The 23,982-nt window shown below is 70.9% G+C and carries 21 protein-coding genes, 1 rRNA gene and 1 riboswitch; of the genes, 17 read left to right on the top strand and 5 right to left on the bottom strand.

The genetic code is table 11. The features are described from left to right. Positions 1 to 140: 140 nt before the first annotated feature. From rrf to ACZ6ZD_RS31080, 3 genes are all read left to right on the top strand, one after another. A 5S ribosomal RNA gene (rrf, locus tag ACZ6ZD_RS31090) occupies positions 141 to 258 on the top strand. A gap of 140 nt (positions 259 to 398) precedes the next feature. Beyond that, positions 399 to 1,142 (top strand): SDR family NAD(P)-dependent oxidoreductase, encoded by a 744-nt coding sequence (locus ACZ6ZD_RS31085; RefSeq protein ID WP_465677471.1) that lies wholly within the window; start codon positions 399 to 401, stop codon positions 1,140 to 1,142. Positions 1,143 to 1,454: 312 nt separating this feature from the next. Next, complete coding sequence (locus tag ACZ6ZD_RS31080) at positions 1,455 to 2,486, top strand: TerC family protein (protein WP_465677470.1); 1,032 nt, start codon at positions 1,455 to 1,457, stop codon at positions 2,484 to 2,486. 45 nt (positions 2,487 to 2,531) lie between these two features. On the opposite strand, the gene ACZ6ZD_RS31075 is transcribed toward ACZ6ZD_RS31080, so the two are convergent. The 3 genes from ACZ6ZD_RS31075 to ACZ6ZD_RS31065 are packed head-to-tail and all read right to left on the bottom strand — an operon-like array spanning position 2,532 to position 5,259. Continuing rightward, positions 2,532 to 3,404 (bottom strand): C40 family peptidase, encoded by an 873-nt coding sequence (locus tag ACZ6ZD_RS31075; protein ID WP_465677469.1) that lies wholly within the window; start codon positions 3,402 to 3,404, stop codon positions 2,532 to 2,534. After that, a complete protein-coding gene (locus ACZ6ZD_RS31070) occupies positions 3,401 to 4,459 on the bottom strand; it encodes a mandelate racemase/muconate lactonizing enzyme family protein (protein ID WP_465677468.1) in 1,059 nt (352 codons plus the stop codon). Before ACZ6ZD_RS31070 ends, ACZ6ZD_RS31075 begins: the two co-directional genes overlap by 4 nt. Further along, positions 4,456 to 5,259, bottom strand: a complete 804-nt coding sequence (locus tag ACZ6ZD_RS31065; RefSeq protein ID WP_465677467.1) for a serine hydrolase — start codon at positions 5,257 to 5,259, stop codon at positions 4,456 to 4,458. Before ACZ6ZD_RS31065 ends, ACZ6ZD_RS31070 begins: the two co-directional genes overlap by 4 nt. A gap of 43 nt (positions 5,260 to 5,302) precedes the next feature. On the opposite strand from ACZ6ZD_RS31065, the gene ACZ6ZD_RS31060 reads away from it, so the two are divergent. From ACZ6ZD_RS31060 to ACZ6ZD_RS31050, 3 genes are read left to right on the top strand one after another with little or no spacing between them, the layout of a single operon-like run. Further along, the gene (locus ACZ6ZD_RS31060; protein ID WP_465677466.1) at positions 5,303 to 6,232 is read left to right on the top strand and encodes a cobalamin biosynthesis protein; all 930 of its coding nucleotides are present in this window, start codon (positions 5,303 to 5,305) and stop codon (positions 6,230 to 6,232) included. Next, positions 6,223 to 6,906 (top strand): phosphoglycerate mutase family protein, encoded by a 684-nt coding sequence (locus ACZ6ZD_RS31055; RefSeq protein WP_465677465.1) that lies wholly within the window; start codon positions 6,223 to 6,225, stop codon positions 6,904 to 6,906. The genes ACZ6ZD_RS31060 and ACZ6ZD_RS31055 overlap by 10 nt, the downstream gene beginning before the upstream one ends. Further along, positions 6,897 to 7,865, top strand: coding sequence for a DUF3500 domain-containing protein (locus ACZ6ZD_RS31050; RefSeq protein ID WP_465677464.1), 969 nt, complete (start codon positions 6,897 to 6,899; stop codon positions 7,863 to 7,865). The genes ACZ6ZD_RS31055 and ACZ6ZD_RS31050 overlap by 10 nt, the downstream gene beginning before the upstream one ends. 1 nt (position 7,866) lies before the next feature. Here ACZ6ZD_RS31050 and ACZ6ZD_RS31045 read toward each other — a convergent pair whose 3' ends face one another. Continuing rightward, entirely contained in the window at positions 7,867 to 8,289 is a 423-nt protein-coding gene (locus ACZ6ZD_RS31045; RefSeq protein WP_465677463.1) for a hypothetical protein, read from the bottom strand. 90 nt (positions 8,290 to 8,379) lie between these two features. Then, positions 8,380 to 8,446, top strand: a riboswitch (cobalamin riboswitch). A 55-nt stretch (positions 8,447 to 8,501) separates the two neighbouring features. Here ACZ6ZD_RS31045 and cobN point away from each other — a divergent pair. Beyond that, positions 8,502 to 12,212, top strand: a complete 3,711-nt coding sequence (gene cobN, locus ACZ6ZD_RS31040) for a cobaltochelatase subunit CobN (protein ID WP_465677462.1) — start codon at positions 8,502 to 8,504, stop codon at positions 12,210 to 12,212. Positions 12,213 to 12,224: 12 nt separating this feature from the next. Next, positions 12,225 to 12,995 carry a 5'/3'-nucleotidase SurE gene (gene surE / locus ACZ6ZD_RS31035; RefSeq protein WP_465677461.1) on the top strand — a complete coding sequence of 257 codons (771 nt, stop codon included), beginning with the start codon at positions 12,225 to 12,227 and terminating at the stop codon, positions 12,993 to 12,995. Positions 12,996 to 13,053: 58 nt separating this feature from the next. Here the strand turns inward: surE and ACZ6ZD_RS31030 are convergent, their stop codons facing one another. Further along, a complete protein-coding gene (locus tag ACZ6ZD_RS31030) occupies positions 13,054 to 13,755 on the bottom strand; it encodes a 3-keto-5-aminohexanoate cleavage protein (protein WP_465677460.1) in 702 nt (233 codons plus the stop codon). A 237-nt stretch (positions 13,756 to 13,992) separates the two neighbouring features. Here ACZ6ZD_RS31030 and ACZ6ZD_RS31025 point away from each other — a divergent pair, with 237 nt between their 5' ends. The 9 genes from ACZ6ZD_RS31025 to ACZ6ZD_RS30985 all read left to right on the top strand — a co-directional run bounded on the left by ACZ6ZD_RS31025 (position 13,993) and on the right by ACZ6ZD_RS30985 (position 23,974). Then, complete coding sequence (locus ACZ6ZD_RS31025; RefSeq protein WP_465677459.1) at positions 13,993 to 16,050, top strand: putative cobaltochelatase; 2,058 nt, start codon at positions 13,993 to 13,995, stop codon at positions 16,048 to 16,050. Then, a complete protein-coding gene (cobO, locus tag ACZ6ZD_RS31020; RefSeq protein ID WP_465677458.1) occupies positions 16,050 to 16,664 on the top strand; it encodes a cob(I)yrinic acid a,c-diamide adenosyltransferase in 615 nt (204 codons plus the stop codon). Before ACZ6ZD_RS31025 ends, cobO begins: the two co-directional genes overlap by 1 nt. Beyond that, the gene (locus tag ACZ6ZD_RS31015) at positions 16,658 to 18,013 is read left to right on the top strand and encodes a cobyrinate a,c-diamide synthase (RefSeq protein WP_465677457.1); all 1,356 of its coding nucleotides are present in this window, start codon (positions 16,658 to 16,660) and stop codon (positions 18,011 to 18,013) included. The genes cobO and ACZ6ZD_RS31015 overlap by 7 nt, the downstream gene beginning before the upstream one ends. After that, complete coding sequence (bluB, locus tag ACZ6ZD_RS31010; RefSeq protein WP_465677456.1) at positions 18,010 to 19,419, top strand: 5,6-dimethylbenzimidazole synthase; 1,410 nt, start codon at positions 18,010 to 18,012, stop codon at positions 19,417 to 19,419. The genes ACZ6ZD_RS31015 and bluB overlap by 4 nt, the downstream gene beginning before the upstream one ends. After that, entirely contained in the window at positions 19,416 to 20,027 is a 612-nt protein-coding gene (locus tag ACZ6ZD_RS31005; protein ID WP_465677455.1) for an LURP-one-related family protein, read from the top strand. The genes bluB and ACZ6ZD_RS31005 overlap by 4 nt, the downstream gene beginning before the upstream one ends. 107 nt (positions 20,028 to 20,134) lie before the next feature. After that, positions 20,135 to 21,250, top strand: coding sequence for a LolA family protein (locus tag ACZ6ZD_RS31000; protein ID WP_465677454.1), 1,116 nt, complete (start codon positions 20,135 to 20,137; stop codon positions 21,248 to 21,250). 94 nt (positions 21,251 to 21,344) lie between these two features. Continuing rightward, positions 21,345 to 22,250, top strand: a complete 906-nt coding sequence (locus tag ACZ6ZD_RS30995; protein ID WP_465677453.1) for an ABC transporter ATP-binding protein — start codon at positions 21,345 to 21,347, stop codon at positions 22,248 to 22,250. Next, positions 22,237 to 23,112, top strand: coding sequence for an ABC transporter permease (locus tag ACZ6ZD_RS30990; RefSeq protein WP_465677452.1), 876 nt, complete (start codon positions 22,237 to 22,239; stop codon positions 23,110 to 23,112). The genes ACZ6ZD_RS30995 and ACZ6ZD_RS30990 overlap by 14 nt, the downstream gene beginning before the upstream one ends. A 13-nt stretch (positions 23,113 to 23,125) precedes the next feature. Next, the gene (locus ACZ6ZD_RS30985; RefSeq protein WP_465677451.1) at positions 23,126 to 23,974 is read left to right on the top strand and encodes a putative RNA methyltransferase; all 849 of its coding nucleotides are present in this window, start codon (positions 23,126 to 23,128) and stop codon (positions 23,972 to 23,974) included. The last annotated feature ends 8 nt before the right edge of the window (positions 23,975 to 23,982 follow it).

Genomic DNA, 23,982 nt, shown 5'->3' with positions numbered 1-23,982 from the left:
GAGGGCTTGTCTCATACCAACATTGTTGGCAACAGACCTGACTGCGCTACGAAGTAACTCGCGTTCACTGTACGGTTCAGAGAATATGAACAGGAACCCCGCACTGTGGTGTTGGTGGTTGTTGATATTTTCATAGTTGTTTCGGTGGTCATAGCGTTGGGGAAACACCCAGTCTCCATTCCGAACCTGGAAGTTAAGCCCTTCAGCGCCGATGGTACTGCGATCGGGAGGTCGTGGGAGAGTAGGACGCCGCCGGACTTTCACACTGTTAAGGGCCACCCCGTGAGGGGTGGCCCTTGGCATATCCACAGCCTTTTGGCGGGGTGGGTTCTGAGCAGTTCGTCGGCAGCGGTCGGCGGGTCGGGGCGCGGTGGCCGGCCGCCTCGTAATCTCGGGCGATGAGAACAGAAGATTTGGGGGGACGCCGGGCACTCGTGACCGGCGCGACATCGGGAATCGGGCGCGCTATCGCGCAGAGCTTCGCGGCGGCTGGGGCTGAGGTCGTGGTCACCGGCCGGCGTGCGGAGCAGGGGGCAGAGACCGTTGAGCTCATCACCGGAAGCGGTGGCAAAGCGACGTTCGTCCAGGCGGACCTGAGCGAGCTCGCCGAGGTGCAGCGGTTGGCACAGACGGTCGGGGAGGTGGACGTCCTGGCCAACAACGCGGGCTTCTACCCGATGGTCCCGACCGCGGCCGTGACACCCGACGAGTTCCAGCGCATCTACGACGTCAACCTGCGCAGCGCCTACTTCTTGACCGCGGCCATTGCACCCCGGATGGCGTCGTCCGGTGGTGGCGTCATCGTGAACACGTCGTCCATCGGCGCTCGGATCGGGATGCCGGTCGCGGCCGCCTACAGCGGGACCAAGGCGGCGCTGGAGTCGATGACCCGCTCGTGGGCGGTCGAGTTCGGCCCTTCCGGTATCCGGGTGAACGCGGTCTGCGCCGGCGGCGTCCGGACCGACGCGCTGCTCGCGATGGTCCCGGAGGAGGTTCTCCAGCTGACGAGCGCGCCGGCTCCTCTGGGGCGGGTCGGCACACCGGAGGAGATCGCCGAGGTGGTCCTGTTCCTGGCGTCGCCGAGGTCGAGTTTCGTGACCGGCGCCGTCATCGTCGCGGACGGCGGTTACAGCGTCCCCTAGGAGTGGGTACCGGGGTGGGCATGCGGACTCCGGGGCGCCGGCGTGAACCCGTGATCACTGGCAACCGATCACGGGGCGTGACTATTCCCTGGCCGGGCTGTGATGATTTCGACAGGTGGACACGGCGTCCCGGATTTGGCGGATTGCATACAGAGCCGTCAGAATGGTCGAGGAGAAGGGGAGTATTCCTTCGCGGCGGCATCGTCATCACGGTCTGTGGGTTCGGTCCCACGCCCGGTGCCCCCGGTCGGCCAGGTGGTCGGCGGAAGAGACCTTCGGAGTGGCTGACTCATTTGGACTCCGGAGGTTTCTGTGCACGTTGCTGACTACGTTTGGTACATCACTGTCGGCGTGCTGCTCGCGCTGCTGACATTCGACGTGTTCATCATCGGACGCCGCCCGCACGAACCCACCACCCGGGAGTCCGCGACCGCGATCGCGTTCTACGTCGGGCTCGCGGTCGTCTTCGGGCTCGGCGTCTGGGTGTTCTCGGGCGGTGAGTACGCGGGCCAGTTCTTCGCCGGCTGGCTGACCGAGTACAGCCTGAGCGTCGACAACCTCTTCATCTTCCTGATCATCATGTCGAGGTTCGCCGTACCACGGAAGTATCAGCAGACGGCGCTGCTCATCGGCATCATCCTGGCGCTCGTCTTCCGCGGGATCTTCATCGCGGTCGGCGCCGCGGCGATCAACGAGTTCTCCTGGGTCTTCTACCTGTTCGGCGCGTTCCTGGTCTACACCGCGATCCACCTGGCCTCTCAGGGCGAGAACGACGATGACGACTACAAGGAGAACGCGGTCATCCGGTTCGCGAAGAAGCGGCTGAACGCGACCGACGAGTACAACGGCGTCAAGCTCACCGTCATCAAGAACGGCAAGCGGCTCGTCACCCCGATGGCGATCGTGATCATCGCGCTCGGCACCACCGACCTGCTCTTCGCGCTGGACTCGATCCCCGCGATCTACGGCCTGACCCAGGAGCCGTTCCTGGTCTTCACCGCCAACGTGTTCGCGCTGATGGGTCTGCGCCAGCTGTACTTCCTGCTCGGCGACCTGCTCAAGCGCCTGATCTACCTGTCGATCGGTCTGTCGGTCGTGCTCGCCTTCATCGGCGTGAAGCTGGTCCTGCACGCGATGCACGTCAACGAGCTGCCGTTCATCAACGGCGGTCACCACATCGAGTGGGCCCCGGAGATCCCGATCTGGTTCTCGCTGGGCTTCATCATCATCACCCTCGGCATCACGACCGTGGCCAGCCTGGCCAAGTCGCGCAACATGGTGACCGAGGAGCCGGTCCAGGACGTCGTCCCGGAGCCCGAGGAGTCGGACGCCAAGAAGGCTTGAGTCAGCCGGTAACGGCCCGGATCCTGCTCAGGATCCGGGCCGTTGTCATGCCAGCTGGGCGGCCTTGACCAGGGTGGCGCGGCGGTCGGCCGGGATCGGCTCGTCCTCCAGCCGCTTGCCGGTCTCGGAGGCGTGCAGCATCCCGGTGGGGGAGACGAACCCGACGTGATGCACCACCTTGCCGGGCCGCGCGAAGAAGTACAGGTCGCCGGGTTCGGCATCGTCGATCGGGATGTTCAGGAGCGTGTCGGCCTGGTCGTGCGCGTCCCGCGGGATGCGCATCCCCAGCACCCGGCTGACCGTGTGCGTCAGACCTGAGCAGTCCAGCCCGTACGCCGACGTCCCGCCCCACAGGTACTCGAGGCCCAGGAACAGCCGGCCGAGCCGCAGCCGGTCGTCGGGGGTCGACGGCTCCGAGGCGATGCGTAGGACGTGGTCCGGGAGCCAGCCGCTGCCGCCGTCCGGCGTGGCGACCCGGGTGTAGCCCTTGTCGCGTTCGACGGAGGCCAGCACGGTCCCGAACGACAGCGTCAGCACGGGAGCGCCTGCCGCGGGCTCAGCCAGCAACGGAGCGCTTGGGACCGTGATCGCGACCGGATCGGTCGCACTGCCCGGCAGCTCGCCCAGGTGACTCGACGGCACCCACCCCGGGTAGCCGAGCGGATCGGCGGACGACGGCTGCCACGGTGCGAGGATCTCGGACCAGCCGTCCCGCTCCGACCGGACCAGGACCGGCTCCGCGAACAGCAACTGCGTCAGCGTCCGCCCGTGCAGGCCCAGGCGGCTCTCGGTGTCCATGGAGGCGGCCCAGCCCGGGACGTCGGGCTGCGTGGCGGTGGCTGGTGCGTCGACGTCGCGAGGCGCGTCCGGCGCGGTCCACACGGTGCTGATCGGGACCTTGGCGGCGACAAGCTTCATGCGCTCAAGCCTGTCACGCCGAGGCCCGGCTCAAACGGCAACCGGATCAGCGCGCCGTCGTACCGGATCCCGCCGGCCACCGGCGACTCGCGGAGCCACCACGCGGCGTCCAGGTCGTTCACCGCGGACGTCGGGTACGCCGCCACCAGCGCGGCGGCCGCGCCGACGCCGACGTGGCTCTCCATCATCGAGCCGACGATCGTCCGGATGCCGTGCGCGCGAGCCAGCTCGAGCAGGGTCCGTGCGGTCGCCAGGCCACCGCACTTCGCCAGCTTCACGTTCACCAGGTCGGCCGCGCCGAGCCGGATCACGGCCACCAGATCGCGGACGCCGTACACGGACTCATCGGCGAGGATCGGCGTCCCGACCCGGTCGGTCACCCACGCCATCCCCTCCAAGTCCGCGGCGGCGACCGGCTGCTCGACCAGCTCGAGGTCGCAGTCCTCCAGCGCGCGGATCGCGGTCACCGCGTCCCGCCGCGACCAGCCCTGATTGGCGTCCAGCCGCAGGCGCGGCCCGGGGCCGATCGCGGCCCGGACCCGACGGACGCGCTCGACGTCCGCGACGGCGTCTGTACCGACCTTCAGTTTGAGGACGCCGAACCCGTCGGCCACCCGTGCGGTCGCGGCCGCGGCGAGCGCGTCCGGCTCGCCGACCGACAGCGTGACATCGGTCTGCACGGTGTCGACCGTCGAGCCGAGGAAGCCGTGCAGGCTGACCCCGTGCCGACGGGCGGCGAGGTCGTGCAGCGCGATGTCGACGGCGGCCTTGGCGCCGAAGTTGCCGGTGGCGGCGTCCTGGACCCGGCGCAGGGCTTCGGTGAGGTCGTCCGGGCCGAGACCGGTCAGCGCGGTCGCGATCGGGCCTTCGATACACGCCTGCGCACCGGCCAGCGACTCGCCGGTCACCTTCCAGACCTGCGGCGCCTCGCCCCAGCCGCTCAGCGAGCCGTCGCTGAGCTCGACCAGTAGCGAGTCGGCGTGCGTTGCTGTGCGCAGGGCGGTCACGAACGGGGTGTGCAGGGGAGCGGAGATCAGGTGGGTGGTGAGCTTCATCCGATCGCTCCCAGGTCGTGCCGGTGTTCCCAGGCGACCAGCGCGATTTCCGCGATCAGCTGCTGGGCGCGCGCGTCCGGAAGGTCGGACGTCGTACAGACCACCAGGACGAACGGCTCCGCGTCCGGCGGCCGGACGACGCCGCCGTCATGCCGGATCCGGACGTCCCAGCCGTTCTTGTGCTCGACGCGGGTGCCGGCCGGGAGCCGGGCCGGGATCTCGCCGTTCCACTGGTTGGCCGCGAGCAGGTCGCGCAGGTACGGCTCCTCCTGGTTGCCGACCGCGACGAGGACGCCGGCGAGCCCGGCCGGGCTCATCTCGTTGCTGATCCCGGCCGCCTGGGCGGCGCTGTCGTCGATCCCGCGCCGGATCGCGCTGCGGCCGTCGCCGTACTCGGCCAGGACGGCGTTCGCCTGGGCGATGCCGACGCGTTCGAGGACCAGGTCGGTCGCGAGATTGCTGGACAGCGTGATCATCTCGGTGACGAGCCAGCCGAGCGGGACGTCGGTCCCCATCCGGCTCCAGGTCGCCGGAGCCTCGTCCTCGGCCGGGTTCACGCCGAAGCGGCCGCCGGCCGCGGACGCGAAGTCGTTGTGCACGGTGACCGGCTGGTCCAGCGTCAGCGAGCCCGCGGCGACCTGGCGCTGCAGAGCCATCGCGACCGGCAGTTTCATCGTGCTGGCCGAGTAGTGCGTGCGATCGGCCCGGTGTTCGAAGACCGGTTTGCCGTCCAACCCGCCCAGCCACACCCCGAACTCGCCGCTCCCGTCGACCGCGTGGAGCAGTTCCGCGATACCCATACCCGTCACCCTCGCACATATCTTTCCTGGCAGACTTGCCAGGGTGTCCACAACTTTCGGGTTGCTGCTCGGCTTCGCCGCCGACCGGGTTCTCGGTGATCCGCGGCGGTTCCACCCGGTCGCCGGATTCGGCCAGGCGGCGTCCCGGCTCGAGCCGAAGCTGTACGCCGACACCCGCACGGCCGGGGCGGCGTACACGGCTGCGCTGGTCGGGACGACGGCTGTCGTCGGTGTGGTCGCAGAGCGGCTGACCCGGGACCGGCCGATCGCGCACACGCTTGTCACCGCGGCCGCGACCTGGACTGTGCTCGGCGCCCGCAGCCTGGAGCGGGAGGCGGAGACCATGGCCGGGCTCCTGGACGAGAAAGACATTCCAGGCGCTCGTCGGCGGCTCAGTCATCTGTGCGCCCGTGACGCCAGCGAACTGGAGGCCGACGAGCTGGCACGGGCGACCGTTGAGTCGATCGCCGAGAACACGTCGGATGCTTGTGTCGCGCCGCTGCTGTGGGGTGGTGTGCTCGGCGTCCCCGGGCTGCTGGCCTACCGGGCGATCAACACACTCGACGCAATGGTCGGCTACAAGTCGGCGAAGTACGCGAACTTCGGCTGGGCGTCGGCGCGACTGGACGACCTGGTGAACCTACTACCGGCGCGGGCGTGTGCCGTGCTGACCGGTCTGGTCGCAGGGCGCTTCGCAGCGGCCCGGCGAGTCTGGAAACGGGATGCGCCGCAGCACCCGAGTCCTAACGCCGGTCCGGTTGAGGCTGCCTTCGCCGGCGCGCTTGACCTATCGCTGGGCGGCACCAACAGCTACGGCAGCTATCAGGAAGACCGGGGCACGCTGGGCGATGGTCCGACTCCGACTGTCGGCGACGTCCGGCGTACTGCGGTGCTGGCCCGGCGAGTCGGGTTCGCTGCGGTCGGCGTGGCGGCGATGCTGGCCGCAGTCAGGAAGGGGCGCACATGGGGTTGAGTCGGCGGCCGGTGCGGATTGCGCTGATCCGGCACGGCGAGTCCGAGGCGAACGTGGACAAGTCCATCTACGAACGCGTGCCGGACCACTCGGTGGCGTTGACGGCGCGCGGCTGGGAGCAGGCGGCCAAGGCCGGGCGTGAGCTTCGGGAGCTGTTCGAGGACGAGCCGATCCGGGTCTACGTGTCGCCGTACCTGCGGACGCTGGAGACGCTGAAGGGGCTCAACCTCGACGACCTGATCGGGATCGCGCGGGAGGAGCCGCGGCTGCGGGAGCAGGACTGGGCGAACTTCCAGGACACCGAGGACATCGAGCGCCAGGAGCGGCTGCGGGACTCGTACGGGCATTTCTTCTACCGCTTCACCCACGGCGAGTCCGGGTCGGACGTGTACGACCGGGTCTCGAGTTTCCTGGAGACGATGCACCGGGACTTCGAGCAGGCGGACGCGCCGCGCAATGTGCTGCTGGTGTCGCACGGGCTGACCATGCGGTTGTTCTGCATGCGCTGGTTCCACTGGTCGGTGAAGTACTTCGAGACGCTGCGGAACCCGGAGAACGCCGAAACCCGGGTGCTGCTGCGCCAGCCGGACTACCGTTACAAGCTGGACCGGCCGTTCGACCGGTGGTCGACGGCATACGAGCCCACGGACTTGGAGCGCGCAGCGTGGTTGTAGAGCAGACCCGGCAAGCGGCGATCGACCTGCTGCGCAGTCTGAGCCCGGAGCAGGTCAGCAAGCTCCAGGCACCGTTCGACACCCCGGACCACCAGGTGTGGACCTACCTGCCGGGAGACCGGCCCGGGCTACCGCTGGCCGAGCTGGAACCGGCGCAACAGCAGTTGGCGCTCCGGCTGATCACGCTGGGCCTCAGCGAGCGGGGTGCGGCCGATGTGCTCGCCGTACTGGACGCCGAGGTGATCCTGCGCGACATCCCGGCGCTGCCCGCGTCGGGAGACTGGCAGGGCTCTGTCCTCGGCGAACGCTACTTCCTGCGCATCCTCGGCGACCCGACCGACTTCGAGCCCTGGGCCTGGCGGCTGAACGGGCATCACCTCGCCGTCCACGTGGCGCTCGTCGACGGCGCCATCTCGTTCACTCCGTCGTTCATCGGCTCGAACCCGGCCGAGGTCCGCTCCGGCCCGCAGGCCGGGCGTCGCTTCCTGGCGGGCGAGACCGACCTGGGCTTCCAGCTGCTCAACGCGCTCGACTCCGGCCAACGTGCCGTCGCTGTCGTCTCCCCGGAGGCGCCCGACGACATCCTCACCCGCCACGACCCGGTCGCCGACCCGTCGCTCCTGCACCAGGGCCTCGCCTACGGTGACATGACCGCCGAACAGCGCCAGCTGTTCAGCCTCCTGATCGGCCAGTACGTCGGCCGCGCCGCCGGCCCCATCGGCCTCCAAACCTGGCAGGACCTCACCGACCACGGCCTCGAGCGCCTCACCTTCGCCTGGGCCGGCGAAACCACCCCCGGCCCCGGCCACCGCCACTACTACTCGATCGCCGGCCCCACCTTCCTGGCCGAGTACGACAACACCCAGAGCGACGCCAACCACATCCACTCCGTCTGGCGCTCCCACCAGTCCGACTGGGCCACCGACCTCCTAGCCGCCCACTACGCGATGCACAGCTGAGTCACCAGACGCGCTGCTCACTCGGCACCGAGCGGAACTGTCCGAGCTCGACGCTCCTCCGCAACCGCTTGCGCCGATAGGGCGCCACCACGATCAACGCGACGCCCTCCCGGTGCTCGGCCTCCACCCGGATCCCGTCCGCCCATCCGTCGTCCGGTAGCGACACGTCGACCACGACAGCCACCGCGGCCAGCTTGTCGCGCTGTTCGCGGGCTCCCGACCACAGAACCTCCAGCGCCTTGTCGCTGTCGGGCTCGTCGGCCATCGCGATCGATCCGTCACCCTCTGCCGTGACGTGCAGCGCGAACGGCGCGAAGCCGCCCTGCTTGCCGATCTGCTGCTCGGCGAGATCCAGCGCGGTGCTGAACAGCCCGTCGAGTGTTTCCTGCGCCTCTTCCGAGGCCGTATCCCGCCACGATGTCATGTTTGCTGCCTCTCCTCCACGGGGTGATATGTGCCGCATCCTGCCAACGGAGGGGGTCGGATAGAGTCCAGGGGTTAAGCGACGGCTGTGCAGGAACCCGGTGTGAGTCCGGGGCGGTCCCGCCACTGTGACCCGCTTTGCGGGGAGTCAGGAACTGCTGCCGACGCACCTCCGGACGGGGCGTGGACACCCCGAGGAAGGACCGGTCGCGCATGCCCGCGAACCTCCTGCTGCTTTCGACTGCCGACACCGACCTGCTCGCGGCTGCGGAGGCGGGTGCGGGGTGGAAGGTGGCGAACCCGGCCCGGCTCGAGCTGGATGCTCTGAGTGGGCTGCTGGACGCCGCTGATGTCGTAGTGGTCCGGTTGCTCGGTGGTAAGCGGGCCTGGGAGGACGGGCTGGAGGCGGTGCTCGCCTCCGGGAAGCCGGCCGTAGTGGTCAGTGGTGAGGCCGCACCGGACGCCGAGCTGATGTCACTGTCGACTGTGCCCGCCGGTGCGGTGACCGAGGCGCTGGCCTACCTGCGCGAGGGCGGTGCCGACAACCTGCGGAACCTGGCGGGCTTCCTCCGCGACACGATTCTGCTGACTGGCGACGAGTTCGACCCGCCGCGCGCGCTCCCGGCGTACGGCGTCCGCGGCACGTTCGTCCAGGACGAGCGGCCAGTTGTGGGCATCGTCTACTACCGGGCGCATGAGATCGCCGGAAACACCGCCTTCGTGGACACGCTGGCCGCCGCGGTTGTAGAAGCCGGTGCGCAGCCGCTGGCCGTGTACTGCGGCACGCTGCGCGGTCTGGACCCGAACAGCGCCGAAAACGCGGAGCTGTTCGAGCTGCTGCGCAAATGCGACGTACTGGTCACCACACTGCTCGCAGCGGGCGGTTCGGTCGCGGCTGATGCCAGCGCGGGCGGTGCGGACGACGCCTGGGACGCCGGTGCGCTCGCGTCCCTCGACATCCCGCTGATCCAGGGCCTCGCGCTGACCTCGACCCGCGAGCAGTGGGAGGCCAGCGACGCGGCCATCAGCCCGCTGGACGCTGCCACCCAGGTCGCCATCCCGGAGTTCGACGGTCGCCTGATCACCATCCCGTTCTCGTTCAAGTCGTACGACGCCGACGGCCTGGCCCGGTACGCGCCGGACGCCGAGCGCTGCGCGCGCCTGGCCGGGATCGCCGTCGCGCACGCGCGGCTGCGGCACGTTCCGGCCGCCGAGAAGCGGCTGGCGCTGGTGCTGTCGTCGTACCCGACCAAGCACGCCCGGATCGGCAACGCGGTCGGTCTGGACACCCCGGCGTCCGCAGTGGTCCTGCTGGGGCAGCTGGCGGAGGCGGGCTACGACCTCGGTGGCCTCGACCTGAGTGAGCTGCAGGGCGCGGACGGCGCCGACGGGCTGATCCACCGGCTGATCGCGGCCGGCGGGCACGATGTCGACTGGCTGACCGACGAGCAGCTCGCGACGGCCGTGGCGAAGATTCCGCTGTCGACGTACGCGCAGTGGTTCGGCGGCGTCCCGGAAACGTTGCAGGCGGCAATGACCGAGGCGTGGGGCGAGGCGCCCGGCTCGCTGTACGTCGACACCTCGGGGCCGGAGCCGGCGATCGCGCTGGCCGCGCTGCGGTTCGGCAACGTCGTCCTGATGATCCAGCCGCCGCGTGGTTTCGGCGAGAACCCGGTCGCGATCTACCACGACCCGGACATGGCGCCGTCCCATCACTATCTGGCGGCGTACCGGTGGCTGGAGGCCGCGCAGTCCGACGGCGGGTTCGGCGCGCACGCCGTCGTCCACCTCGGCAAGCACGGCACGCTGGAATGGCTGCCGGGTAAGGGCATCGGGATGGCGGCCGACTGCGCCCCGGACGCCGTCCTCGGGAACCTGCCGATGGTCTACCCGTTCATCGTGAACGACCCGGGCGAGGGCACGCAGGCCAAGCGCCGCGTGCACGCGACCGTCGTCGACCACCTGGTGCCGCCGATGGCGCGGGCCGAGACGTACGGCGACATGGCCAAGCTGGAGTACCTGCTCGACGAGTACGCGACGGTTCAGGCGCTCGACCCGGAGAAGGTGCCGACGCTGCGCGCGCAGATCTGGACGCTGATCCAGGCCGCGCAGCTGCACCACGACCTGCACACCGACGAGAAGCCCGAGGACGACGACTTCGACGAGTTCGTCCTGCACCTGGACGGCTATCTGTGCGAGATCAAGGACGTGCAGATCCGCGACGGGCTGCACGTCCTCGGCGGCGCACCGGACGGTGAGGCGCAGATCAACCTCGTGCTCGCCGTCCTCCGGGCGCGGCAGCTGTGGGGCGGCTCGTACTCGATCCCAGGGCTGCGGACTGCGCTCGGCGAGACCTTCGGAGTCGACGAGGCCGCGCTGCTGGCCGACCCGGGCCGCGCCGTCCCCGAGCTGGCCGACCTGGCGACGCTCGCCGACCTGCCGGCCGTCAGCGGCGCGGACGGCGTCGACCTGCTGGAGTCGCTGGCGCGCAAACTCGTCACCGAGCTGGCCACGGTGAGCTGGGATGCGGCCAAGGTGCCGGTGCTGGTCGGCGAGGTGCTCGGCCGGCCCGCGCCGCAGGTCGAGGCATCGCTGACGTTCGCCGCGACCGAGGTGGTGCCGCGGCTGGCGCGGACCACTGACGAGCTGACGAACGTACTGCGCGCGCTGGACGGCCGCTTCGTCGAGGCGGGCCCGTCCGGCTCGCCGACGCGCGGTCTGGTCAACGTGCTGCCGACCGGGCGGAACTTCTACGCCGTCGACCCGAAGGCGATCCCGAGCCGGAACGCCTGGGACGTCGGCGTCGCGCTGGCCGATTCGCTGCTGGCGCGCCACCAGGCTGACACGGGGGAGTGGCCGCGCTCGGTCGGTCTGACCGTGTGGGGGACGTCGGCGATGCGGACGCAGGGCGACGACCTGGCCGAGGTGCTGTGGCTGCTCGGCTGCCGCCCGGTCTGGGACGACGCCTCCCGCCGCGTGACCGGCTTCGAGGTGGTCGGGCTCGAGGAGCTCGGCCGGCCGCGGATCGACGTGACGATCCGGATCTCCGGCTTCTTCCGGGACGCGTTCCCGCACGTGGTCGCGCTGCTCGACGAGGCGGTCCGCGCGGTCGCGGCGCTGGACGAGCCGCCGGCGGACAACTACCTGAAGGCGCACGTCGACGCCGATGTTGCCGCGGGCAACGACGTCCGGGCGTCGACGGCGCGGGTGTTCGGCTCGAAGCCGGGCTCGTACGGCGCCGGTCTGCTCCCGCTCGTCGACGCGCGGAACTGGCGGACCGACGCCGAGCTGGCCGAGGTCTACGCGGTCTGGGGCGGGTACGCCTACGGCAAGGGCCTGGACGGCGCCGAGGCGCGCGGGTCGATGGAGCGGGCCTACGCGCGGATCCAGGTCGCCGCGAAGAACGCGGACACCCGCGAGCACGACATCATGGACTCCGACGACTACTTCCAGTACCACGGCGGCATGATCGCGATGGTCCGGCACCTGACCGGGACCAACCCGAAGGCCTACGTCGGCGACTCCGCCGTCCCGGCGCAGGTGAAGACGCGGACGCTGGAGGAGGAGACCAAGCGGGTCTTCCGGGCCCGCGTGGTGAACCCGCGCTGGATGGCCGCGATGCGGCGGCACGGCTACAAGGGCGCCTTCGAGATGGCCGCGACCGTCGACTACCTCTTCGGGTACGACGCGACCGCGGGCGTCGTCGACGACTGGATGTACGAGACGCTGACCACCGAGTACGTCGCGAACCCGGAGATGGCCGAGTTCTTCCGCAAGTCCAACCCGTGGGCGCGGCACGGGATCGCCGAGCGGCTGCTCGAGGCCGCCCAGCGGGGGCTGTGGACGGCGCCGTCCGACGAAGCGCTCGAGACGCTACGGAACGCTGTGCTTGAGACGGAGGGTGACATCGAAGATCGCGGCTGATTGGCTGACGGTATGGCGCGCATCCTGATCACCAACGACGACGGCTTCCAGGCCCCCGGCATCCGCGCGCTCGCGCCGGTCATCGCCGCACTCGGGCACGACGTCCTCGTCGTCGCGCCACTGGACGACCAGTCCGGCGTGGGCTCGGCCCGCGCCGGGGTCGTCGGCCGCCCGATCCGGACCGTCGTCGAGGAGCAGGACGGCGTCACCTACCGCGGCGTCGCCGGCACACCGGCACTCGCGGTCACACTGGCCACCGTCGGCGCCTTCGGCCCAGCGCCCGACCTGGTGCTCTCAGGAATCAACCGCGGCCACAACATCGGCGTCCCGATCTTCCACTCCGGCACCGTCGCCGCCGCCCTGACGGCGTCCGGCCAAGGCCTCTCGGCCGTCGCGGTCAGCATCGAAGGCGAGGCGCCGACGCACTGGGCGACCGCGGCAACCATGGCCGCCGAAGCCCTCGCCTGGATCGCCTCCGAACCCGTCGGCTCCGTCCTCAGCCTCAACGTCCCGGACCGCCCCCTCGACCAACTGGCCGGCGTCCGCCACGCAACCCTGACCCCCATCACCCGAGAACGCCTAACCGCCACCACCGCCCCCAACGGCGACCCAATGATCGCCGTCCAACCCCCACAACCCAACCCACCCGCCGGAACCGACGAGGCCCTCCTCCACGAAGGCTTCGTGACGGTAACCCCCCTCGTAGGCATCCGCGCCCTCCCCGACCAGGACGCCGCCAACGCACTGTCCAAACGCCTCTACGGCGCTAACGACAGGAGGTAGTGGCCGCGGCGGCTGCGTTGCCCGCTGTGGTCAGTTGGAATCGTTGGGGGGATGCCTTCTACGTCCTGTCGTTCGTGTCGTTGAGCCAGGCGAAGAGGTCGGCGTTGGTTTGGGCTGGTTGGCCGGTGGGGCCGGTGAGGGTGTCTTCGAAGCCTAGGCGGGTGTCGTAGTTGTGGGTGCGGGCCCAGTGGAGGGTGGGCCAGGCCCAGTGGTTTTCGCCGTGGACGAGGGCTGGGGTGTTGGTGGGGAGGGCGGCGAGGATTTGCTGGGCGGGGTCGGGGGTGGGGGAGATGCCGGGGATGGCTTCGACGAGGATGCGGACGGCGGGGCCGGACCAGGCCAGGTAGGTGGCGGCGGCTTCGGGGGTGAAGAGGCCGGCCTCGACGCCGATGCCGCGGGTGAGGAGGAGGTCGGCGACCTGGGCGGCGCCGGGCTCGTGGAAGTTGACGCTGGCGAAGTCGGGGCCGGGGCTCCACTCGGCGATGAGGCGGAGGCGTTCGGTGAGGTCGGGGACGATCGGCTCCCGGGTGGAGACGCCGATGGGGACGCCGGGGCACGCGGTGCGGACGGCGTCCACGGCGGCTCGGATGTCGGGCCAGTGCAGGCTCTCGCGTTCGTCGGCGCCGCGTGGATGGATGTGGATCGCGTCGGCGCCGGCCTGGACGGCGGCCGCGGCGGCGGTCGCGAGTTCGGCGGGCGTGATCGGGATGCCGGGGTGGTCGGCGCGGGTGCGGTCACCGTTGAGACAGGCCTTGATCATGGGGTCAGCGTAGGTGTGAACCTGGTCGCGGCCGGGGACGGCGGGGTGTGCCATGATCGCCGGGACAGGTGTGGAGGAACGCCGGTGACCGGGGAGACCCGGGAGTCCGGGGCGGTCCCGCCACTGTGACCGGGCGACCGGGAGCCAGGAAGTCCACGCTCTGTCCGCCGCGGTCGCCGTGGCGTACCAGCTGCCGAAGCGGGCGTGGACACCCGCGGACGAAGGGACTCCCCGCCGATGCGGCCTGCGCCACCCCCGACCGGCTTTCCGTTCACCGCAGTCGTCGGGATGGAAGACCTCCAGCTCGCGCTGATCCTGGCCACGATCTCCCCGGCGATCGGCGGGGTGCTGATCCGCGGCGAGAAGGGGACGGCGAAGTCGACCGCGGTCCGTGCGCTGACCGAGATCCTGCCGCCGGTGGACGTCGTACCGGGCTGTCGCTTCTCGTGTGACCCGGCGCAGCCGGCCGCCGACTGTCCGGATGGGCCGCATGGCGCGCCCGAGGCGGCCAGCCGGCCGGCGCGGTTGGTGGAGCTGCCGGTGGGCGCGACCGAGGACCGCGTGCTCGGGTCGCTGCATCTGGAGAAGGCGCTGGCCGAGGGAGTCACGGCGTACGAGCCGGGGCTGCTGGCGGCCGCGCACCGCGGTCTGCTGTACGTCGACGAGGTCAACCTCCTGCACGACCACCTGGTCGACGTCCTGCTGGACGCCGCCGCGATGGGCCGCGCGACCGTCGAGCGCGACGGGGTGTCGGTGACGCATCCGGCCCGGTTCGTCCTGGTCGGCACGATGAACCCGGAGGAGGGCGAGCTGCGGCCGCAGCTGCTCGACCGGTTCGGTCTGAACGTGGACGTCGTCGCCAGCCGGGACCCTGCCGTCCGGGTCGAGGTGATGCGCGCGCGGCTCGCGTACGAGGCCGATCCGGCGGCGTTCGTCAGCCGGTACGACGGCCCGCAGCGCGAGCTCGCCGAGCGGATCGTCAAGGCGCGCGACCTGTTGGGCGAGGTCATCCTGACCGACTCGGCGCTGCGGCAGATCGCCGAGATCTGCGCCTCGTTCGATGTGGACGGGATGCGCGCCGACCTGGTCACCGCGCGGACGGCGGTCGCGCACGCGGCCTGGTCCGGACGCACGGTCGTCGAGGTGGACGACGTCCGCGCCGCCGCCAAACTCGCGCTGCCGCACCGCCGTCGCCGCAACCCCTTCGACGCCCCCGGCATGGACGAGGACCAGCTCGAGCAGGCCATCCAGAACAGCACCCCGCCTGAGGAGCCGGACGACGACCCCGACGGCGGGGGACCCGACGGCGGCGGCGACGCGCCCGACACGCCGCCTCCAGCGGACGGCGACTCCGCGGCGGGCGGTCCGGAGGCCGGCGACGGTGCCGAGACTGCTGAGGAGGCCGGCCGTCACGACCCGACAGCCGAGCAGTCCGCTGACGGTGAGTCGGCGGGCCGTCCGGCGCCTGTGGGTGAGGTTGTCGGCAGTTCTGAGCCGTACAAGGCGCGGCTGCTGAGCGTGCAGGCCACAGGCGCGGGGGTTGCCGGACGGCGCTCCCGGGCGATCACCGAGGTCGGTCGCGTGGTCGGCGACCGGGCCCGGTTGGGGCGCGAGTCAGGTCGGCCGCATCTACTGGCGACGATCCGCTCGGCGGCTCCGCATCAACACGCACGAGGGCGGTCCGGTGCCGGCCTGGCGGTGCGAGCGAGCGACGTCCGGTTCGCGGTGCGGGAGGGGCGCGAGGGCAACCTGGTGCTGTTCTGCGTGGACGCGTCCGGCTCGATGGGGACGAAGAAGCGGATGGGCGAGGTGAAAACGGCGATCGTCTCGCTGCTGCTGGATGCGTACCAGCGGCGTGACACGGTCGGGCTGGTCACGTTCGCCGGTGCGGAGGCGACGGTCGCGTTGCCGCCGACGAGCAGTGTGGAGACCGCCGTACGCCGGTTGGAGTCGTTACCCACCGGCGGGCGGACGCCGTTGGCCGAGGGGCTGCTGCGGGCCGCGGAGGTACTGCGGATCGCGGCGATCCGGGACCCGCGGCGGCGTCCGCTGCTCGTGCTGGTGACCGACGGCCGGGCGACGCACGGGGAGAACGCGTTCGCGAAGGCGCGGCAGGCGGCCGGGTGGCTGGCGCAGCGCGGGATCGCGACCGTGGTGGTCGACTGTGAGCCGCGGCGCGGCGTCCGGCTCGGGCTGGCCGGTGAGCTCGCGGCAGATCTCGGCGCGGAGTACCTCGACCTCGGAGAGGTTGCTGCGGGCAACCTTGTTCGCGCGGTGACGGAGAGGGCGGCCTGATGCCGAAGGGACAGCCGAGTGTGGTGCCGCAAGACGGGCTGACCACGCGCCAGCGGCGGAACCGGCCGTTGCTGATGGTGCACACCGGTGAGATGAAGGGGAAGTCGACGGCCGCCTTCGGGATGGCGCTGCGCGGCTGGAACCAGGGCTGGAACCTCGGGGTCTTCCAGTTCGTGAAGAGCGCGAAGTGGAAGGTCGGCGAGGAGGAGGCCTTCAAGGCGCTCGGGAAGCTGCACGAGGCGACCGGGCAGGGCGGACCGGTCGAGTGGCACAAGATGGGCGAGGGCTGGAGCTGGTCGCGCAAGGCCGGTACCGAGGAGGATCACGCCGCCGACGCGCTCGAAGGCTGGCGCGAGATCCAGCGCCGGCTGGCCGCCGAGACCCACGACCTGTACGTGCTCGACGAGTTCACCTACCCGATGAAGTGGGGCTGGATCGACGTCGCCGAGGTCGTCGAAACGCTCGTCAACCGCCCCGGCCACCAGTACGTCGTCATCACCGGCCGCAACGCGCACCCGGATCTCCTCGAGGCCGCTGACCTGGCCACCGAGATGACCAAACTCAAGCACCCCATGGACGCCGGCCAGAAAGGCCAGAAGGGTATCGAGTGGTAATTCCGCGGGTTGTGGTGGCGGCGCCGTCGTCGGGGGCGGGGAAGACGACCGTCGCGGTCGGGCTGATGGCCGCGTTGCGCCGGGCCGGGCATGTGGTGGCCGGCTTCAAGGTCGGGCCGGACTACATCGACCCCGGGTTCCACGCGGTGGCGACCGGTCGCCCGGGGCGGAATCTGGACGCGATGCTGAGCGGCGAGGAGCGGGTCGCGCCGCTGTTCGCGCACGGGGCTCAGGGGGCCGACCTCGCGGTCGTCGAGGGCGTGATGGGTTTGTACGACGGCGCGCTCGGGACGGAGGGGTTCTCGTCGACGGCGCATGTCGCGAAGCTGCTGCGGGCGCCGGTGGTGCTGGTGGTGGATGCGGCGGCGGCCGGGCGGAGTGTGGGCGCCGTCGTCCAGGGGTTCGTTGCCTTTGACACCGAGGTGCGGATCGTCGGGGTCATTCTGAACAAGGTCGGCTCGGATCGGCATGAGGCGGAGGTGCGCGCGGGGGTCGCGCCGACCGGCGTGCCGGTGCTCGGGGTGCTGCGGCGGGACACGCGGGTCACCGTGCCGAGCCGGCATCTCGGGTTGGTGCCCGCGGATGAGCAGCGGGAGCAGGCCGAGCTTGCTGTGGATGCGGCGGCGGAGCTGGTCCGGCAGGGGGTTGATCTGGAGGCGTTCGTCGCGGCGGCCCGGGGTGCGGGTGAGCTGGTGAGGACGGCGTGGGACGCGAGCGCCGAGGTGACGCCGGCCGAGGAGGGTCGCCCGGTGGTCGCGGTCGCGGGTGGGCCGGTGTTCTCGTTCCATTACACGGAGACGACCGAGCTGCTGACCGCGGCCGGCGCGGACGTCGTCCGGTTCGATCCGTTGCACGAGCAGTTGCCGGAGGCAACTTCTGCGGTGTATCTCGGCGGCGGTTTCCCCGAGCTGCACGCGGAGGCGTTGTCGGCGAACGAGCCGCTGCGGCGGCAGGTCGCGTCCGAGATCGCGGCCGGGCTGCCGGTGATCGCCGAGTGCGCCGGGCTGCTGTACCTGTGCCGCGAGCTGGACGGGCACCCGATGACCGGCGTCCTGCCGGCGGTCGCGCGGATGACCGGCAGTCTCACGCTCGGCTACCGGACGGCGATCGCCGCGACCACGACCGCGTTCTTCGACGAGGGACGCCGGGTGCGCGGGCACGAGTTCCACCGGACGGCGGTCACCCTGGACGACGCGGTCGACCCAGCCTGGTACCTGCCCGGCGGCACCGAGGGCGCCGCCCGGTCGCGCGTCCACGCGTCGTACCTGCACCTGCACTGGACCGCGAGCCCCGACGTCCCCGCACGTCTCGTCGCGGCGGCCCGCGTCCACGCCGGGCTCGAGAAGTGAACCTGGTCGTCGGCATCGGCCTGCGCGCCGGGACGTCGTACCGCGAACTCCGCGACCTCGTCACCGCCGCCCTAGCCGAAGCCGGCGGCGGCCGCGTCCGCCTCCTCGTCACCGTCGAGGGCCGCGAGCAAGAGTCCGGCGTCCAACGCCTCGCGGCCACTCTGGAGGCCGAACTCCAGACCGTCCCGACTGCAGAGCTCCGCCGTCAGAACGTCCCCACCCCAAGCCCTCACGTCCAGGAGCTGACCGGTACGCCGAGCGTCGCCGAAGCAGCCGTCCTGAGCACCGGCGCCGAGCTGATTGTCAGCAAGCAGAAGTCGGACCGGGCGACGGTTGCGGTGGGGCGGTTGGAGGCTGCTCCGGCGTACGGGCCGGGGGAGCGGCAGGTGGTGCACCGGGTGATTTCCGAGCGGCGGGATGTTCGGCGGGGATTCGTGGATGTGCCGGTTGCCGACGAGGTGCTGACCCGGGTGCTGGCGGCGGCGCATCGGGCGCCGAGCGTGGGGTTGAGCCAGCCCTGGGATTTCGTGGTGGTGCGGGATCTCGAAACGCGGCGCAAGGTGCGGGATCTGGCCGCGGCGCAGCGGGACGCGTTCGCGGCGAGTTTGCCGGCTGGACGGCGGGAGCGGTTCGACGGGTTGAAGGTCGAGGCGATTCTGGAGTCGGCGCTGAACGTGGCGGTGACGTGCGACCCGGGGCGGGGCGGGCGGCATGTGCTGGGGCGGCACGCGGATCCGCGGACGGTGTGGTTCTCCGCGGCGATCGCCGTCCAGAACCTGTGGCTGGCGGCGCGGGCCGAAGGGCTCGGGGTCGGATGGGTTTCGTTCTTCGAGCCGGGTGCGGTGGCGGCGGTGCTGGGGTTGCCGGCGCAAATCGAGCTGATCGGCTACCTGTGCGTGGGGCCGGTGGAGGAGTTCGCTGCGGCGCCGGAGCTGGTGCAGAGCGGGTGGGCGATGCGCAGGCCGCTGTCGTGGGCGGTGCACCAGGAGTCGTGGGGCAATCGGGGGCTGCCGGGCGCGGAGCCGACGTCCATCGTCGCGGATGCGGAGGACGCCGCTGCGAGCGCCGTCGCGGTGAAAAGTGAGCAGGTCGTCCGCGTGATCGTGGGCGGGGAGCCGGCGGAGCACCTCCACGATCCGGAGGTGCTGGTGGTGCAGCTGGGCGAACGGCCCGCGGCGGACTTCGGGGTGCTGTGGCGGCCCGTGACGTCGGAGGCCGAGGGGGTGGAGGTCGGCGTCGAGCTCGTCCGCGACCTTGTGCAGCAGGGCGCCGGGCGGATCGTCGTCCGGGTGGTCGAGGAGTCGGCCGCGGCGGCCGGAGTGGCGCGCGGACTGCGGGTCGGGGCGGCGGCTTGTGGAGCCGAGTGGCGGGATGAGCCGGGGGAGATGCCAGACTCCTCCGCATGACTGAGTCACCTGGTGGGGGATCCATGTACGTGCCCGCGTTCTCGATGAAGCAGCGGATCACGTTGATGGCCAACAAGTACGAGCTGATCGCGACCAACCCGGACGGGTCGGACGGGCCGCTGCTCGCGTTCGCGCAGCAGAAGCGGATGGCCTTCAAGGAAGAGGTCACGTTCTACGCCGACGACGCCAAGACGCAGGTGGTGTTCTCGTTCAAGGCGCGTAAGCGGATCGACCTCGGCTCCGGGTACGACGTGTTCGACGCCGCCGGTCAGCCGATCGGCTGGTTCAAGAAGGAGTTCGGCAAGAGCCTGCTGCGGTCGAGCTGGCTGCTCAGCGGTAACGGCCTGGACGCCGCCGGGACCGAGCGCAGCGCCGGGATCGCGATCCTGCGCCGGGTCTGGGACTTCGTCCCGTTCATCGGCGAGATCCCGCTGCCGTTCATCTTCCACTTCGATTTCACCGACCGCGCCGACGGCCGGCCGATCCTGTCGGTCGAGCGCAAGATGTCGATCCGCGACCGGTACCGCGTCTCCGTCCAGGACCAGCGTCTCGACTTCCGCGTCGCCGCGGCGATGACGGTGGCCCTCGACGCCCTCCAGAGCCGCTGATCCCGGGTACGGCGTACGACCACGGTCGTACGCCGTACTCACTCTTTCGGGTGAACTCACCCTGAGGGCCCTTGGCTGCGGCTGTCCGTGGTGCGAGGCTTGACAACATGGGTGCAGCGCAGCGCAGTCGACGGTGGTTGGTTCCGGTCGCGGCAGTGGCGGTGGTCGCCGGGGTGGGGACACTCGGGCCGGTGGTGGCGGATGCCTCGCCGAAGCTGCCGGGGATCTCCGCGCAGGAGTTGCTGGCGAAGGTGCAGACCGCGAAGGTCGACGGCCTGAGCGGTACGGTCCAGTCGTCGGCGGATCTGGGGCTGCCCGCGCTGCCCGGTGTCGGCGGCGGCGAGTCCGGGAGCGGCGCCGTGACGGAGCTGCTCAGCGGTAAGCACACCGCGCGGGTCGCGTTCGCCGCGCCCGACAAGGCGCGCGTCTCGGTCCTCGACACGATGGCCGAGCGGGTCTGGACGACGGACGGCAAGTCCGCCTGGGCCTACGACTCGGGTCAGCGCGAGGCCGTCAAACTGAACCTCCCGGCGCACCAGCCCGGCAAACCTGCCGCCGGTACGCCGAAGTCGTACGACCCGCAGTCGGTGGCCAAGCAGTTCCTGGACGCGATCGACCCGAGTACGAAGGTCGACGTCAGCGGGACGGAGAAGGTCGCCGGGCGGGACGCCTACAAGCTGCGCCTGATCCCGCGCGCCGAGCAGACCACGGTCGGCTCCGTGACACTCGCGGTCGACGCCAAGACATGGGTGCCGCTGCAGGTGACCGTCCTGCCGCGGACCAGCAAGGATCCGGCGCTCCAGGTCGGCTTCAGCCAGGTCTCGTTCGACGTCCCCGCGGCGAGTACGTTCGCCTTCACCCCGCCCAAGGGCGTCAAGGTGACCGAGCCGAAGACGCCGACCACGCGCCCCGACCACCCGGTCAAGCCGATCGACCCGAAGGCCGTCCCGGCCAAGCCGAACCTGAAGGCCGGGAACGCGCCGACCGTGATCGGCGAAGGCTGGTCCTCGGTCGTCCTGGTCCGCGGCGCCAAACTCACCGGCACCGGCGGCCCGGTCGACCAGCTGCTGGCCGGCGCCCGGCAGGTCGAAGGCTCCTGGGGCAAGGGCAAGATCGTCACCAGCAAGATGGTCAACGTCCTCCTGACCGACGACGGCCGCGTCTTCGCCGGTCTCGTCACCCCGCAAACCCTCCAGGACGCCGCCGCGAAGGCCCCTCGCTGACGTGACCACACCCGACGCCGGGCGTGGGGGTTCAAGTACCCCACGCCCCACCACACCTGCTGCCGGTCAGGGCAGCCCGCTGGTTACGCGGGGTTTGACGAAGCGGTTTCGGGGTGGGCAGGTCGCCGTCGACGCGGTGGATCTGGAGGTGCCGGCCGGGAGTGTGTTCGGCTTCCTGGGGCCTAATGGGTCGGGGAAGACGACGACGATCCGGATGCTTCTCGGGCTGATCGCGCCGACGGCCGGTGAAGTGGAGCTGTTGGGCGAGGCGATGCCGAAGGCGCAGTTGCGGGTGTTGCCGCGGGTGGGCGCGCTGGTCGAGGGGCCGGCGTTCTACCCGTTCTGGAGTGGGCAGGCGAATCTGCTCCGGTTCGACGCGGCCGACAGCACGGCGGACCCGCGGACGCGCAAGGCCCGCGCGGGGGAGGCCCTCGAGCGGGTCGGTCTGTCGAACGCGGCCGGTAAGAAGGTCCGCGCGTACTCGCTCGGCATGCGGCAACGGCTCGCGATCGCGGTCGCGCTGATGCAGCGCCGCGAGTTGCTCGTCCTCGACGAGCCGACCAACGGGCTCGACCCGCAGGGGACGCGCGAGGTCCGGCACCTGATCCGGGAGCTGGCCGGTGACGGGACGACGATCTTCACCTCGACCCACCTGCTGGCCGAGGTCGAGCAGGTCTGTACCCACGCCGCGGTGATGAGCCGGGGCAAGCTGATCCGGCAGTCCTCGGTCGCCGAGTTGCGCGCCGAGCTGCGCCCGCGCCTCGTCGTCCGGACGCCGGATCTCGGCCGCGCGGCCGAGACCTTGCAGGGCCTCGGCGTCACCGACCTGCGGACGACCGAGGAGACGGTCGAGGGCGATGCCGGTGAGCTGCCGATCGAGAAGTTCGCCGCGGCGCTGGTCGCCGCCGACGTCCGCATCCACGGTTTCGGCCTGGAGCGGCCCAGCCTCGAAGAGACCTTCGTCGCGCTCACCGGGGAGGGTTTCGATGTCGCCCAGTAGCGCGACCAGTAGTGCGACCACCAGTAGTGCAGTCGCGCCGAGCGTGCGGCCGGGCCGGTATCCGCTGGCGCTGTTCCGCTCGGAGCTGCAGCTCGTCTTCGGCCGGGCCCGGACGTGGGTGCTGCTCGCCGTCCTGGCCGGCGTCCCGCTGATGATCGGGATCGCGATCAAACTGTCCGGCTCCGAGGGCGGCGGGGACGGCTTCATCGGCCAGGTCGCGGGGAACGGGCTGTTCCTGATCGTGGCCAGTCTCGGGCTCTCGCTGCCGTTCTTCCTGCCGACCGCGGTGACCGTGATCGCGGGGGAGTCGCTGGCCGGTGAGTCCAGCCTCGGCACCCTGCGGAACCTGCTCACCGCGCCGGCCGGCCGCTCCCGGTTGCTGGCCGCGAAGATGGTCGCGCTGATCGTCTTCTGCCTGGTCGCGACGCTGACGATCTGGCTGTCCGGCCTGATCGTCGGGTTCGCGCTGTTCCCGGTCGGCGACGTCCTGCTGCTGTCCGGGACGACGATCCCGCTCGGCGAGGGGCTGCTGCGGGCGCTGGCGATCGCGGTGGTGATCGCGCTGTCGCTGCTCGGCCTGGCCGGGATCGGCCTGTTCGTCTCGTCGCTGACCTCGACGCCGCTGGCGGCGATGGCGGCCACCTTCGGCACGTTCATCGTGCTCGGCATCCTGACCGCGATCCCGCAGATCGACGCGATCCACCCCTGGCTGCTGATGTACCGCTGGACGTCGTTCGCCGATCTGCTCCGCGACCCGCCGTACTGGGGCGCGATCGGGAAGAACCTGCTGCTCCAGGCCGGCTACCTGACCGTGTTCTACGCCGCGGCCTGGGCCCGGATCACCAGCCGCGACATCGTCTGACGACAATAGGGCGGTGGATCCCGACCTGGTCGCCGTACTGCGCTGTCCCGTCTGCGCGGAGCCGCTCGCGCTGACCGGCCGGACGGCGCGCTGCCCGCAGGCGCACGCGTACGACCTGGCGAAACAGGGGTACCTCAACCTGTTGCCCTCGGCATCGAAAGGGATCGAGGGCGACACCGCCGCCCAGATCGGCGCCCGCACGGTCTTCCTCGGCGGCGGCCACTACGCGCCGATCCGGGACGCGCTGATCCTGCAGAGCGCAAACAAACTCCCGCCGGACGGCGACGGGCTGGTCGTCGAGGTCGGCGCCGGCACGGGCTACTACCTGGCCGGCGTCATCGGCCCCGGCAGCACCCGGCGCGGCCTGGCCCTGGACGTCTCCCGGTACGCCGCCCGCCGCGCGGCCAAGGTGAATCCGCGGATCGGCTCGGTCGTCTGCGACGCCTGGCAGGAGCTACCGCTCGTGGACGGCGCGGCCGCCCTGGTCCTGAACGTGTTCGCACCCCGCAACGCCGCGGAGATGGCCCGGATCCTGACGCCGGACGGCGTCCTGCTGGTGGTGACGCCGAATCAGGCCCATCTGTCCGAGCTGGTCGGCGTCCTCGGGCTGGTGTCGGTCGACGAGGAGAAGGAGCGGCGCCTGCAGGACGCGCTCGCGGGGACCTTCACCGAGATCGGGCGCGCGGTGATCGAGGAGCCGATGCGGCTCGATCACACCGCGGTGGAACAGCTGGTGCTGATGACGCCGAGCGCTCGGCACATCGCACCCGATGAGCTGGCCAATCGCATCGCCGTCCTCCCGGACCCGATGCTCGCGACCCTCTCGGTCACGCTCACCACCTGGCGACGCAACGCCGGCTAGCACGGCAT

The organism is Kribbella sp. NPDC104218 (assembly GCF_055584105.1).
Note: the sequence above shows the minus strand (reverse complement) of the source record. Positions and strands in the feature narration are given on the sequence as shown.